The following is a 13,205-nucleotide window of genomic DNA, read 5'->3' as shown; positions in this document are numbered from 1 at the left end:
GGCGGCAAACCCTTCGTTACCGAAAGGCGAATCATGGCCGAAAAGAAATCGCGCAAGGGGACCTCGCAGCGCGACGCCGTGGAGAAGATCCGCGAGGGCGAAACGTTCGTGGTGAACGTGCCGGTGGTGGGCCAGGTGGAAATCCCGCGCCCGGAGCAGCTGGCCTACTACGGCGGCCTGGCCGCCCTGGCGGCGTTTGAACTCATCGACTGGCCGGTCGCGCTGGTCATCGCCGCCGGCCACGTGCTGGCGAGCAACCACCACAACCGGCTCCTCGAGGAGCTCGGCGAGGCCATGGAAGAGGTCTAGCCGGCCACGTCTAGTCGGCCACCGCGTGCTCGAATTCCAGCGTGACCCGGGTGCCTCCCGGGGTGCGGACGGTCGCGACGCGGTCGGCCAGCCCACCGATCAGGGTGAGCCCGCGCCCGCGCCGGCGGCTGCGCAGGCTGGCGGACGAATCGCCGACCCAACTCCCGGAGTCGCTGACGGTGATCACGACGGTCTCCCCGTGCGCGAAGGCCTCGACGGACACCGTCCGGCGCGGCTCGCAGCGGCTGCCGTGTTCGATCGCGTTGGTGACCGCCTCCCCGGTCGCCAGCAGGATGTCCTCCTCGCGGCGCGGCACCGTGGCGATGCTGTCCAGCCACCCCCGCAGCTGGCGGCGCGCGACGGGGATCTGCGCCGGCACCGCCGGCAGCACGGTGGCGAAGCTGCGCGCGCCGGTGTGGCTCGGGCGCAGGGCGAGCACCACCACGTCGTCGTGATAGCCCGCCGGCGGGGTCATCCGCGCCAGCAGCTCGGCACACACCGATTCGACCGGCAGATCGGCGCATAGGGCGGCCGCTGCCTTCAGACGGGCGAACCCGTCGTCGAGCGTCTCCCCGGCGCGCTCGATGAGCCCGTCGGTATAGAGCAGGATCAGGCTGCCCGGCGCCAGCTCGGCCGTCGCGGCGTCGTGGGCGGAGTCCGAGCCACTGTCCGCAACGGCCACCGGCGGCCGCCGGCCCGACTCGAGGTAGACCGGATCACCGTCGGGGGGAACGAGCAACGGGTACGGGTGCCCGGCGCAGCTGTAGCTGACGGTGGCGCCGCCCGCGCCGACATCGACCAGGGCGTAGGCCACCGTCGCGCAGCGGGCGCCCGTGACGCTGGCGGCGTAGCGGTCCAGCGCGCCCAGCACCGCGGCCGGCTCGGCCGCGCTGAGCGCCGAGGCCGCCACCGCGGCGCGCAGCCTGCTCATCACGATCGCGGCGGCCAGGCCGTGCCCGACGACGTCGCCGACCGATATGCCGATCTGGCCGGCGCGGCCCAGCGGGGTGACCGAGTACCAGTCGCCGCCGACGCGCATCGCCTCCCCGGCCGGCTGGTAGACGGCCGCCACGACGGCCGCGGTCGAGCCGCGATCCAGGTCGAGCAGGTGCTCCTGGAAGTCGACGGCGATCCGGTGCTCGCGCGCCATGACGCGCACCCGGTCCACCGCCGACTGGGTGAGCACCGCCATCCGGTGGAACGTGTCGAGTTCGGCCGCGTCGAACTGGCGCGGCGCCGGCCACAGCAGCGCCAGCACGCCGATGACGCGACCGCCGTTGTCCCGCAACGGATGAGCGACGCACGCGCGGACGCTTGCCGCCGTGTCGCGCACCGCGTGCTCGTAGCGCGGGGGCAGGTCGAAGGTGTCGGCGACGACCATCGGCTCTCCGGTGTTCACCACGTCGACCCCGACCAGCGGGGCGTCGAGCGCGGCGACGTGGTAGCGGTCGCGGACCTCGGCGGGCACGTCGCCGTCGTACTCGAACCGGACGTGGCGCTCGCCGTCGAACAACCCGATCGTCACGGCCGCGGCATCCGCCGGACCGGGGCCCGCGTCGATCAGCGCGCGCAAAATCCCGGCCACCGAGTCGGTCGCCTGCAGCGCGGAGTCGAGCGGCGCCAGGTCGAGCGGCGCCTCGCGCCGCATACGGTCACGCTCGCGGGCGACCGCGGACAACCGCGACGCCACCCGGTCGACCAGCTCCTGCGACCGGAACGGCTTGGGCAGGTAGTCGTCGGCCCCACCGGCGAAGCCCTCGTCGACGGCCTCCGCGCCGGCCCGCGCCGAGAGCATCAGGACCGGCGTGGCCGCCAGCGCCGGATCCGCCCGAATCGCCGCCACCAGGTCGAAGCCGCTGAGGCCCGGCATCATGATGTCGGTCACGATCGCGTCCGGGCGCAGCTCCCGCGCCGCGGCCAGCGCCGACTGCCCGTCGGCGACCAAAACCGTTTGCCAATGGGGTGATAGCACGCGTTCTAGGTGGGCCCGCATGTCGGCGTTGTCGTCGGCGACAAGCACCAATTGGCGCGGCCCGTCGGGCGCGGCGGGCGACGCCGCCGGGTCCGCGACGGCCGTCAGCCACTGCCGCGCATCGGCCACGTACGGGTTGCCCGGGTCCGGCGTCCCGTCGGGCAACGGCTCGACCGGCGCGCCCGCGACCGACCGCGGCAGCCGGATGGTGACCATGGTTCCGCGATCCGGCTCGCTCTCGATCTCCACCGTTCCGCGTTGCAGCTCGACGAGGCCGCGCACCAGCGACAGCCCGATGCCGGCGCCCTCCACGCTGCGGCCGCGCATGTTGTCGGCCCGGTAGAAGCGCTCGAACAGGCGGTCCAGGTCCTCCGGGCCGATCCCGACACCGGTGTCCCGCAATGTGATTCGGCAATCCGCGGGCTCGGCGCGCACCTCGACCGTGATCGAGCCGCGCAACGTGTACTTGACGGCGTTGGAAAGCAGGTTGAGCACGATGGTTTCCCACATGCCCGGGTCGACGTCGGCAAGCGCGGGGCCGCAGTCCAATACGAGGTCCAGGCCCGCCCGCTGGCACAGCTCGACGAACGACGACGCGATGTGCTCGGTGAGCGCGCCGACGTCGGTGCACACCAGTTTCGCGTTCGCCCGGCCCGCCTCGATGCGGGAGAAATCGAGCAACGAGTCGACCAGGCGCTGCAGGCGCCGCGTGTTGCGCGCCGCCGTGGTCAACCGATCCTCCAGCGTGCTCTGGGGTGGCGCATCGGCTAGCGCGTCCTCCAGCGGGCCCAGCAAAAGCGTTAGCGGCGTGCGGAATTCGTGGCTGACGTTCGTCAAAAACGCCGTCTTGGCGCGGTCCAACTCGGCGAGCGCGTCGGCCCGCAGCCGCTGCTGTTCGTAGGAGTTGATCCGCGCGAATGTCGCCGACAGCTGGTCGGCCAGCAGCTGGCAGAAGCCGCGGTACTGGTCGTCGAGCGGGCAGCGCGGATTGACCCCGACCACCAGCGCCCCGGCGCCGGCGCCCTCGCCCAGCGGCAACACCAGCGCCCGCTCCGGACAGTCGCCGCCGAGAATCGCCTCGATTCCGGGAACGGCCGCCGCGACGTCGCCGATCTCCGACTTCGACCCCGAATCGGTCAGCGCCCGAAGCGATCGCGGCAGGACCGGCAGCACCGACGGCGTCGCGCCCCGCAGGGCGAGCTCGCCGTCCGCACCCGCGCCGTAGGCGGCCATGAACGGCACGTCGGCGGGCTGTGCCGCGCACACCGCGGCGGCCGCGCTCACGGCGTCGTCGATGCTCTGGGTGCCCATGGCGGCGGATGCCACTTCGTTGAGCAGGTGCAGGCGCCGCTCCCCCAACACCCGCTCGGTCGTTTCGTTCACCGCGCAGAAAATCCCGGAGACGTCGCCGCCGTCGCCGATCAACGGGCCGTACGTGAAGGTGAAATACCGATCCAGCCGCCGACCCTCCACCACCATCGTCAGCAGCAGGTCGTCGGACCAGGTGGCCTTGCCCGTCGCGACGACGCTTTCCAGCATGGGGCTGATCGGTTCCCAGATGTCCCACCACACTTCGCGGCCGGGCCGGCCCAGCGCGGACGGGTGCTTGTCGGACAGCGCCGAGATGTACGCGTCGTTGTAAACCAGAAACAGATCCTGCGCCCCCAGCCACAGCACGATCGGGAACCGCGACGTCAGCGCCGTCACCGTCGCCGCGCGGAACTCGGAAGGCCACCCCTGCGGCGACCCCAAAGGGTGTGCGGCCCAATCGAACTCGGCAAACCGGCGGCCCATCTCGCCGCCCAGGGCGACCGCGGCCGCGAGGTCGGCCGGCAGCGGGTTCATTGCCGGCGTTCGCGTTGCAGCGCGTCGGAAAGCGTCGGGTAAACCTCGAGGATGCGATCGAGCTCGGTGACCTGGATCGGCCGCAGCACCTGGTCGTTGTCGGCCACCAGTCGCACCGACGTGCCGGCTTCCTTCCCGCCCTCGTGGCAATCGAGAACCGCGTTCAACGCCGCGCTTCCGAAGAAGGTCACCGGTTGCAGGTCGACGATCACCAATCGGGCCGGGTGCTTCGCGGCCACCTGCAGCGCGGCGACCAGATGGGGGGTGAGCTGGTCGACGGTGCTGGAATCGACATCGCCTTTCACGCGAACGAGTACAGCGTCCTCCCGGGCCTCGTGGTCAACCGCCAACAACTCCATGCCTTTCACCACCTCGAGCAAGCCGACGACCTTCCCTGGGCGTCGCTGCGACGTCCCGAATCAGCAGCATGCCCAGGAAAGAGTGTTTCGAAGCCTAGCGATTACCCGGAAGTCTCCGGCGGAATGCGTTCGTGCACCGTCAGCAGCAAATGGTCGAACTGGCTTTGGGTGGCGGCGCTGGGGGCGGGCAGCGTCGGGACCTCGGTGAGCAATTGCTTTGCCAGCGAGCGCAGCTTCACATTGGTCTCCTGCGAGCGCCACTGCAGCACGCGGAAGGCCTGCTCGGCGCTGACGCGGTACACGTACATCAGCACGCCCTTGGCCTGTTCGATGGCCGCGCGGTTCTCGAACAGGTCCGGCAGCGCCTCGTCGAGCACTTCCTGGCGCGCCTCGTCGAAGGTGTCGGTGAGGTCGATGTAATACCCGGCCGTGCCCACCACGGCGCCGGAGTCGTTCAGCATGCGGTCGGCGACCACGATCGCGTCGTGCACGTTGCCCGCGGTGTCGAGGAAGCGGTGGCGGCTGGAAAACGACTCCTCGGACCGCAGGGCGTAGTCCAGCAGGTCCTGGACGTGGGCCCGGTCGTCGGGATGCTTGTGCGACAGCAGCAGTTCGGTCGTCGGCACCACCTGGCCGGGTTCGTAGCCGTGCATCCTGGCCACTTCGTCGGACCACTCCCAGCGCTGACCGACGAACCAGAAGCGGAAGGCGCCGACGTTCAGGTACCTGGTCGCGGCCTCGATTGCACCGGTCGGCTGCGTCGGGCTCTCGGCGGGTTGCACGTTTGCATCCTCCCACCAGGTGGGTACTCGCGGCTACCGCTCAGGGGGTAACGTCGCGGACGGACCAATCCATCAGACGCGGGAGCGCACGCCGAGTGCGCTGAGAGGACGGCTCGGGGCCGTCGACCGTACGAACCTGACCGGGTAATGCCGGCGTAGGGAGACGAAAAATGACCACCACTATCGAACCGTCCGTCACCACCGGACCCATCTGGGGCAGCAGCAAGGCCTACCGCGAGATCGACGGCGGCGCGCGGGTGCCCTTCCGCCGGGTCAACCTGTCCACCGGCGACCACTTCGACCTCTACGACACGTCCGGGCCCTACACCGATCCCGACGTGGCGATCGACCTGACGGCCGGGCTGCCGGCGCGGCCCGGCGTGGTGCGCGACCGCGGCACCCAGCTGCAGCGGGCCCGCGCCGGGGAGATCACGGCCGAGATGGCGTTCATCGCGGCCCGCGAGGGCATGCCCGCCGAGCTGGTGCGCGACGAGGTCGCCCGGGGCCGCGCGGTGATCCCCGCCAACCACAACCACCCCGAGATCGAGCCGATGATCATCGGCAAGGCGTTCGCGGTCAAGGTCAACGCCAACATCGGCAATTCGGCGGTGACGTCGTCGATCGCCGAGGAGGTCGACAAGATGGTGTGGGCCACCCGCTGGGGCGCCGACACCATCATGGACCTGTCCACCGGCAAGAACATTCACGAGACCCGCGAGTGGATCCTGCGCAATTCGCCGGTGCCGGTGGGCACGGTGCCGATCTACCAGGCGCTGGAGAAGGTCAACGGCGATCCGACCGAACTCACCTGGGAGATCTACCGCGACACCGTGATCGAGCAGTGCGAGCAGGGCGTGGACTACATGACCGTGCACGCCGGCGTGCTGCTGCGGTATGTGCCGCTGACCGCCAAGCGCGTCACCGGCATCGTGTCCCGCGGCGGGTCGATCATGGCGGCCTGGTGCCTGGCCCATCACCAGGAATCGTTCCTGTACACCAACTTTGCCGAGCTGTGCGACATCTTCGCGCGCTACGACGTCACCTTCTCGCTCGGCGACGGGCTGCGGCCGGGCTCGATCGCCGACGCCAACGACGCCGCCCAGTTCGCCGAGCTACGCACCCTGGGCGAGCTGACCAAGATCGCGAAAGCCCATGGCGCGCAGGTGATGATCGAGGGCCCCGGCCACGTCCCGATGCACAAGATCGTCGAGAACGTGCGGCTGGAAGAGGAGCTGTGCGAGGAGGCCCCGTTCTACACGCTGGGCCCGCTGGCCACCGACATCGCGCCGGCCTACGACCACATCACCTCGGCGATCGGCGCGGCGATCATCGCCCAGGCCGGCACCGCGATGCTGTGCTACGTGACGCCCAAGGAGCACCTGGGCCTGCCGGACCGCAAGGACGTCAAGGACGGCGTGATCGCCTACAAGATCGCCGCCCACTCGGCGGACCTGGCCAAGGGGCACCCCCGCGCCCAGGAGCGCGACAACGCTTTGAGCACAGCGCGTTTCGAGTTCCGCTGGAACGACCAGTTCGCGCTGTCGCTGGATCCCGACACCGCGCGGGAATTCCACGACGAGACGCTGCCGGCCGAGCCCGCCAAGACCGCGCACTTCTGCTCGATGTGCGGGCCGAAGTTCTGCTCGATGCGCATCACCCAGGATGTCCGCGACTACGCGGCCGCGCACGGCCTCGACAGCGAGGAGGCGATCGAGGCCGCCATGGCGGAAAAGTCGCAGGAGTTCGCCGAGCACGGCAATCGGGTGTATCTGCCGATCACCCAGTGAATTATCTGCCGGTGCCGCCGCCCGGCACCACGCCGTTCCGCGTGCTGACCATCGCCGGCTCGGACTCCGGCGGCGGCGCGGGCATCCAGGCCGACATGCGCACCATGGCGCTGCTGGGCGTGCACGCCTGCGTTGCGGTCACCGCGGTCACCGTGCAGAACACGTTGGGGGTCAATAGCTTTCACGAGGTTCCCGACGACGTCGTCGCCGGCCAGATCGAGGCCGTGGTCACCGACATCGGCATCCAGGCGGCCAAGACCGGGATGCTCGCGTCGTCGGGCATCATCGCGGCGGTGGCCGCCACCTGGCGCCGCCTCGGGTTGACGGTGCCGCTCGTCGTCGACCCGGTGTGCGCGTCCATGCACGGCGACGCGCTTATGGCGTCCTCAGCCCTGGATTCGCTGCGCGGCCAATTGTTTCCGCTCGCGACGCTGGTGACACCGAACCTCGACGAGGTGCGGCTGCTGGTGGACATCGAGGTGACCGACGCCGCGTCGCAGCGCGCGGCGGCCAAGGCGCTGCACGCGCTGGGCCCGCGCTGGGTGCTGGTCAAGGGCGGCCACCTGCGCTCATCGGAGCGCAGCTGCGACCTGCTCTATGACGGCGCCGACTTCCACGAGTTCGACTCGCCGCGGCTGCCCACCGGCAACGACCACGGCGGCGGCGACACGCTCGCGGCCGCGGTCGCGTGCGCGCTGGCGCACGGCTTCACCGTGCCCGACGCGGTCGGGTTCGGTAAGCGCTGGGTCACCGAATCCCTGCGCGCGTCCTATCCGCTGGGCGGTGGCCACGGCCCCGTCTCGCCCCTGTTCAGGCTGTCGGAGGGCACATGAACCTCGACGGGATCGCGGGCGTCGCGCATGAACCCGACGGATCACCGACTGGTGTCGTGGTGCTGACGCACGGAGCCGGCGGCGACCGCGAATCGCTTTTACTGCAACAGGTTTGCGACGAATGGGCCCGGCGCGGCTGGCTCGCGGTGCGCTACAACCTGCCGTACCGCCGCCGCCGGCCCAAGGGCCCGCCGTCCGGTTCGGCGGCCGGCGACCGCGAGGGCATCGTCGAGGCGATCACGTTGTGCCGCGGCCTTTCCGGCGGCCCGCTGATCGCCGGCGGGCATTCCTACGGCGGCCGGCAGACGTCCATGGTGGCGGCGGCCGGCGAGGCCGCGGTGGACGTCCTGACGCTGTTCTCGTATCCGGTTCACCCCCCGGGCAAGCCGGAGCGCACGCGCACCGAGCACCTTCGGAACATCCGGGTGCCCACCGTCTTCACCCACGGGACATCCGACCCGTTCGGCACGCCCGACGAACTGCGCGACGCCGCCGCGCTGATCGCCGCGCCGACCGAGGTCGTCGAGATCACCGGCGCGCGCCACGACCTGCGCTCCAAGACCCTCGACGTGCCCGCGCTCGCGGTCGAGGCCGCGCTGCGGCTGGTTCGATTGCCATAATCTCGAACCATGTTGGAGAAACTTCGCCGAGTGCTCGAATACCGGCTGAGCATCGCCCAGCTGATGGCGATCGGGCTCATCCTCGGCACCCCCTACCTGTTGGTGGGGACCATCTGGTCGACGACCCACACCGAGCATCTGCATCAGATGCAGGGCGTCGACCTGGCGGTGTCCTTCCTGGGATCGATCGTGTCGTGGCCGGTCCTGATCTTCGCCAACGTCTGCATGACGTGACTGATTTAGCCAGTTACAACTGGACAGTTTTGACTGTCTAATTTATGGTTGGGTCATGGACGGCATCAGCGACTCGGCCGTGGCGGCCGCCCGCGATCTGCGGGTGCTGTTCAGCCGGCTGCGGCGCCGGCTGCGGAGTGTGGGGGTCGACGAGGACCTCACGCCGTCCCAGACCGCGGTGCTCACCCGGCTCTGGAAAGAGGGAGCGTCGTCGGCCAGCGCGCTGGCCGGCGCCGAACGGGTGCGACCGCAGTCGATGGCCACGATCGTGGCCGCGCTCGAGCAGCGCGGGCTCGTCGACCGCACGCCCGATCCCGAAGACGGCCGCCGCCAGGTGGTTTCGTTAACCGTCAAGGGCCGCCGGCGCGCCGAGAGCGACCGTCGGTTGCGCGAGGAATGGCTGGCGCGCGCCATCCAGGAGCGGTATTCCGAGCGGGAGCGCCGCGTCATCCTCGACGCGCTGTCACTGCTCGAGCGACTGACCGACTGACGAGACGAGGGGAAACCGCAATGGAATTGGGCGTTCACTTCATCGACTTCCTGCCGGGGGATCCGGCGAAGCTGGGCCCGACGCTGGCCGACGCGGCCAGGGCCGCCGAGCAGGGCGGGGCAACGCTGTTCACCCTGGCCGACCACTTCTTTCAGATGGAAGCCGTTGGGCGAGCAGAGGATCCGTTTCTCGAGGGCTATACGTCGCTGGGGTTCCTGGCCGGGCAGACCACGACCATCGACCTAACCCTGCTGGTCACCGGGGTCACCTACCGCTACCCGGGCCTGCTGGCCAAGACGGTGACGACGCTGGACGTGCTGTCGGCGGGCCGGTCCATGCTGGGCCTCGGCGCGGCGTGGTACGACCGCGAACACGCCGGCCTCGGCGTTCCGTATCCGCCGCTCGGCGCGCGGTTCGAGATGCTGGAAGAGACGCTGCAGATCTGCCTGCAGATGTGGAGCGACAACGACGGGCCCTACAGCGGCGCGCACTACCGGCTGGCCGAGACGATCTGTGTGCCGCAACCGATTCGGCGGCCGCCGATCCTGATCGGCGGCGACGGCGAGAAGAAGACGCTGCGGATGGTCGCCCAATACGCCGACGTCTGGAACAGCACGACGACCGACGTCGAGGCGCTGAAGCACAAGCTCGGCGTGCTGAACCGGCACTGCGACGCGGTGGGCCGCGATCCCGGCGAGATCCGCAAGACCGTCGGCTTTTTCGACGATCCGTTCACCGACACCGACGCGTACCTGAAGGCGGTCGAGCGTTATGCCTCGCTCGGGTTCGAGATGATCAACACCGGTCCCGTGCCCGGCAACCCCGACCCGGTCGGCTTCATCCGCCGGCTCGGCGACGAGGTGATTCCCCGGATCGCCGAAATCGCCTGATACTAGCCCGGATAGCGCGAGTAGCAGGCGTCCATGTTGCCGGCCACGCCGCCGCGGAACGCCGCGATCCGGGTGAAGCCGGCCGGCACGCTGGTGCCGTCGGCGTCACTGGCGACCAGGTGGTTGATCAGCAGGCCGGAGACGGCCTCGTCGAGATCGCCGGCCGTCAGCACCAGCTGCTTCTGGGACGGCAGCTCGATGGGTTCGGCCATCTTGCGATGCACCACGCCGGTCAGGCACGCGGTGCGCAGCGCGGTCCACGGGCTCTGCATCGGCAGGCCGCGTTCGTGTTGCACCGCCAGCGCGTACCTCGACATCACCATCGACAGCGCGGTGTCGTCGCCCTGCGGCAGGGTGTGCTCGTTCTCGGCGGCGACCTTGCCCGCCTTCGCCAGCCCCGGCAGGTCGATCACGATGGTGTTGGTCGCCGGACAGTACGACGCCGGCGGGCTGGCCTTGGCGTCGGGGCAATCGGCCGGCTTGTAGGACAGCGTCGGCGGGCTCTTGGGGGAGAAGATCTTTCCCAGCAGCTCCATCAGCGTGGACAACGTGTCCTCGTTGATCGGGACCTCGCCGGTCTCGGGATCGCCGCTGGAGTCGGTCCGTAGGGCGGTCGGCAGGTCGCCGCGGCGCTGGGCGATTTCCTGCTTGTTGATCGCCGCGCACGCCGAGGCACCGTTGATGAAGCCCATCTGGAAGGCGCTGATCCGGTCCAGGGCCGACCCGTGTTCGTCGTCGTTGGTGGTGTCGGCGTCCAGGACCGGGTCGCGGGTGGTGATGATCCCGGCCAGCACGTGGTCGAGCCCGTCGGCGGTGCTGAGCGTGAAGCGCGGCGACTTGCCGTCGGCCACCCAGAACAGATACACGCCCGCGAAGCAATCGGCCTGCTGTTCGCGGACGATGGTCGGGTCCGTTCTGGTCACCAATTTCGCCATCTGCTGCAATGCGTGGCCGAATTCGTGCGCCAACACGCCGTTCACGGACATGTCACCGAAATAGCGTTGCGCGATGGCCATGAACACGCCGCGGTCCCAGGCGATGAGGTTGCAGCGCGACGTGAAAAAGGCGTTGACGAGCTTGTAGGTCTCGCTGTGGCAAACGATGGGGCTGTTCGGATTGTCGGAGTCGTAGGACACCATCTTGGCGACCGGGATGAACGTCCCCTTCAGCGATTCGCTGTACACCGACTTCCAGTAGTCCTCGATGTCGTTGATCGAGAGCAGGGACAGCTTGTCGATCGGCCCGTTGTCGGTGTTGACCACCGTGCCGGTGGGTTCCGGCGCGTTGGCGCGGATTCCGCTGGGGCCGCTGGTCGCGGGCAGGCCGCCCACCCGGAAGGGGTCGTTGAGCATGGACAGGGCCCGCCCGTCGGTGAACGTGGTGCAGCCCGCCACCACGAGCACCGCCCCCGCGCAGGCGATTGCCGCCTTCAGACGTCGAACCCGCCCGCGCACACTCATGAAAGACCTCTATCCCGACCGGGCTGCAGGGCAGCATCAAAGGGATCTCATTCTAGATCGCCTGGCTAACTCTGACAGCCCAAATTTAAACGGGCCGGGCGGTATTCATCCCGTAAATTCCCGGTGTCGCGAATGCGCCTTAAAAGGGCGGGGGTTCGTCGTCGTCGGTGGGTGGGGCGGGTCCGGTGTAGCTCCAGGTTTCGGCGCGGCGGGCGGCGCGGGCGTCGCGGTTGTGTCGGCGTTCGGTGGCCACGTAACGCGCCCGGTTTTGGGCGCGGGTCGTGGCGCGCAACGGCATCTTCGCGGTGCGCTCGCCGCGCCGCTCGGCGGATGCGCCCCGGTGGCAGGCCGGGGTCGGCGCGCACAGGCCGGGAAACAGCAGCGCGCTGCCGGGGGTGGTGACATAGGTGTGTCCGCCGGGTAGCCCCCAGATGACGGTGCCGTCGGGCAACTGTTGCTCGCGCCAGCCCCAGAAAGTCTTTAGCAAATGATGAAGCCGGCAAAGGCATTTCAGGTTCGAGGCGTGCGTGGCGCCGCCATCCGCGTAGGGGATGGTGTGGTCGATGTCGCAGTCGATGGCGGGGCGATCACAGCCCGGGGCCCGGCACGTCAGATCCCTGCAGCGCACGAAATCGGCCAGCTTGGTCGACGGGGTGTAGCCGGGCTCCGGATCGGTCGGGGCGAAAAGTGGCCTCAGCGTGGCGGTTTTGGCCAGTTCGGCGACCAACTCGGCGGGAATCAGCTCCTCGGCGCCCAAAATGGCCCCCGGCGTCGACCCGCGGCCCTCGACGGCGGCCCGCTCGGCGACGACATGGATCACCACCGGACCCGGGACACGCCCACCCGCGGCGCAATCGGCCGTCCCGCACCGGCAGCCCAGCCGATCGGCCCCGGTGGCCAGTGCCCCCAGCGCATCGGCGCGCCGCTGATCACGAGTGCGCGGATCGGCCTCGCACACACTGGCGGCCAGGGCAGCCAGCCGCTGCTCGAGCGCGTTGGCGTCGGTGCTGAACAGCCGGCCGTAGATCTCCGACATCCCCGGCTCGGTTTCCCAGATCGACACCTCGCGCCGCTTGATGCGGTCCTTGTTGCGGCGCACGGCATCCGGGTCCGCCACCGCGACCACCCGATCGATCTCTCCGGCCAGCCGGCCCCGCGTCATCGACGGCCAGCGCGGCGCGCGCACCGCCAACTGGGCATCCACCCGGGACAAGACCTTTGGGTCGGTGATCAGATCGGTGCGATACACCAGCGTCTGAAGCATCCGGTAATCGATATCGCCGGCCCGAAAGACTGCGGCCACCTGCGGGAGCCGCTCGCGCATCGCCAACGCGTACCGCAGATAGCTGCCCGCCATGGCCAGGCTGGTGCGAAACGCCGCGGCCACTTCGGCGCCGACCGCCGCCCAGGTGTCCACCGCCCAATCGGCTTCTTCCCCGCGCTGGGTGCGGCGCAGCTCGAACAACTCCCCGACCGCGTCCAACCGATCCGCCGCCGCCCGCGCCTCGGCCCGCCCCGCCCCACACATGCGCGCGATCAGCGCCGCCGAGCGCTCCGTGGCCGGGGGCTCCCAGTACCCATGAAGCCGAGTATCGAACATGTGTTCGAGTATAAAACGGGGGTC

General features: G+C 69.7%; 12 protein-coding genes and 1 riboswitch. Of the genes, 7 read left to right on the top strand and 5 right to left on the bottom strand.

All coding sequences use genetic code 11. From position 1 onward, the window contains the following. Positions 1–33: 33 nt before the first annotated feature. Positions 34–309, top strand: coding sequence for a hypothetical protein (locus AC5Y7V_RS04490; RefSeq protein ID WP_499878815.1), 276 nt, complete (start codon positions 34–36; stop codon positions 307–309). 10 nt (positions 310–319) lie between these two features. On the opposite strand, the gene AC5Y7V_RS04485 is transcribed toward AC5Y7V_RS04490, so the two are convergent. From AC5Y7V_RS04485 to AC5Y7V_RS04475, 3 genes are all read right to left on the bottom strand, one after another. Beyond that, positions 320–4,126, bottom strand: a complete 3,807-nt coding sequence (locus AC5Y7V_RS04485) for a SpoIIE family protein phosphatase (protein ID WP_499878814.1) — start codon at positions 4,124–4,126, stop codon at positions 320–322. Then, positions 4,123–4,485, bottom strand: a complete 363-nt coding sequence (locus AC5Y7V_RS04480) for an STAS domain-containing protein (protein WP_499878926.1) — start codon at positions 4,483–4,485, stop codon at positions 4,123–4,125. Before AC5Y7V_RS04480 ends, AC5Y7V_RS04485 begins: the two co-directional genes overlap by 4 nt. A gap of 101 nt (positions 4,486–4,586) precedes the next feature. Next, entirely contained in the window at positions 4,587–5,228 is a 642-nt protein-coding gene (locus tag AC5Y7V_RS04475) for a PAS and ANTAR domain-containing protein (protein WP_499878925.1), read from the bottom strand. A gap of 107 nt (positions 5,229–5,335) precedes the next feature. After that, positions 5,336–5,446, top strand: a riboswitch (TPP riboswitch). On the opposite strand from AC5Y7V_RS04475, the gene thiC reads away from it, so the two are divergent. The 6 genes from thiC (at position 5,438) to AC5Y7V_RS04445 (ending at position 10,121) form a co-directional block, all read left to right on the top strand. Beyond that, positions 5,438–7,054 (top strand): phosphomethylpyrimidine synthase ThiC, encoded by a 1,617-nt coding sequence (gene thiC / locus AC5Y7V_RS04470; protein WP_499878813.1) that lies wholly within the window; start codon positions 5,438–5,440, stop codon positions 7,052–7,054. (Overlaps the previous riboswitch by 9 nt.) Then, on the top strand, positions 7,051–7,887 hold the full coding sequence (gene thiD / locus AC5Y7V_RS04465; RefSeq protein WP_499878812.1) for a bifunctional hydroxymethylpyrimidine kinase/phosphomethylpyrimidine kinase: 837 nt from the start codon (positions 7,051–7,053) through the stop codon (positions 7,885–7,887). Before thiC ends, thiD begins: the two co-directional genes overlap by 4 nt. Continuing rightward, positions 7,884–8,507: an alpha/beta hydrolase family protein gene (locus AC5Y7V_RS04460; protein ID WP_499878811.1), complete on the top strand. Its 624-nt coding sequence runs from the start codon at positions 7,884–7,886 to the stop codon at positions 8,505–8,507. Before thiD ends, AC5Y7V_RS04460 begins: the two co-directional genes overlap by 4 nt. A 9-nt stretch (positions 8,508–8,516) precedes the next feature. Continuing rightward, the gene (locus tag AC5Y7V_RS04455) at positions 8,517–8,741 is read left to right on the top strand and encodes a hypothetical protein (RefSeq protein WP_499878810.1); all 225 of its coding nucleotides are present in this window, start codon (positions 8,517–8,519) and stop codon (positions 8,739–8,741) included. Positions 8,742–8,796: 55 nt separating this feature from the next. Next, the gene (locus AC5Y7V_RS04450; protein ID WP_499878809.1) at positions 8,797–9,231 is read left to right on the top strand and encodes a MarR family transcriptional regulator; all 435 of its coding nucleotides are present in this window, start codon (positions 8,797–8,799) and stop codon (positions 9,229–9,231) included. 20 nt (positions 9,232–9,251) lie between these two features. After that, positions 9,252–10,121 carry an LLM class F420-dependent oxidoreductase gene (locus AC5Y7V_RS04445; protein WP_499878808.1) on the top strand — a complete coding sequence of 290 codons (870 nt, stop codon included), beginning with the start codon at positions 9,252–9,254 and terminating at the stop codon, positions 10,119–10,121. 2 nt (positions 10,122–10,123) lie between these two features. Here the strand turns inward: AC5Y7V_RS04445 and AC5Y7V_RS04440 are convergent, their stop codons facing one another. Continuing rightward, a complete protein-coding gene (locus AC5Y7V_RS04440; RefSeq protein ID WP_499878807.1) occupies positions 10,124–11,581 on the bottom strand; it encodes a neutral zinc metallopeptidase in 1,458 nt (485 codons plus the stop codon). Positions 11,582–11,720: 139 nt separating this feature from the next. Next, positions 11,721–13,181 (bottom strand): HNH endonuclease signature motif containing protein, encoded by a 1,461-nt coding sequence (locus AC5Y7V_RS04435; RefSeq protein ID WP_499878806.1) that lies wholly within the window; start codon positions 13,179–13,181, stop codon positions 11,721–11,723. Positions 13,182–13,205 lie beyond the last annotated feature (24 nt).

The organism is Mycobacterium sp. NGS34, assembly GCF_059812845.1.
The sequence above is the reverse complement of the archived record's forward strand: the minus strand, read 5'-3'. Positions and strand labels throughout refer to the sequence as shown.

Coding starts and splice junctions, on each gene's coding strand:
- AC5Y7V_RS04460 (WP_499878811.1), top strand. CDS start 7,884: ATGAACCTCGACGGGATCGCGGGCGTCGCGCATGAACCCGACGGATCA.
- AC5Y7V_RS04455 (WP_499878810.1), top strand. CDS start 8,517: ATGTTGGAGAAACTTCGCCGAGTGCTCGAATACCGGCTGAGCATCGCC.
- AC5Y7V_RS04485 (WP_499878814.1), bottom strand. CDS start 4,126: ATGAACCCGCTGCCGGCCGACCTCGCGGCCGCGGTCGCCCTGGGCGGC.
- AC5Y7V_RS04435 (WP_499878806.1), bottom strand. CDS start 13,181: ATGTTCGATACTCGGCTTCATGGGTACTGGGAGCCCCCGGCCACGGAG.
- AC5Y7V_RS04450 (WP_499878809.1), top strand. CDS start 8,797: ATGGACGGCATCAGCGACTCGGCCGTGGCGGCCGCCCGCGATCTGCGG.
- thiC (WP_499878813.1), top strand. CDS start 5,438: ATGACCACCACTATCGAACCGTCCGTCACCACCGGACCCATCTGGGGC.
- AC5Y7V_RS04445 (WP_499878808.1), top strand. CDS start 9,252: ATGGAATTGGGCGTTCACTTCATCGACTTCCTGCCGGGGGATCCGGCG.
- AC5Y7V_RS04490 (WP_499878815.1), top strand. CDS start 34: ATGGCCGAAAAGAAATCGCGCAAGGGGACCTCGCAGCGCGACGCCGTG.
- AC5Y7V_RS04480 (WP_499878926.1), bottom strand. CDS start 4,485: ATGGAGTTGTTGGCGGTTGACCACGAGGCCCGGGAGGACGCTGTACTC.
- AC5Y7V_RS04440 (WP_499878807.1), bottom strand. CDS start 11,581: ATGAGTGTGCGCGGGCGGGTTCGACGTCTGAAGGCGGCAATCGCCTGC.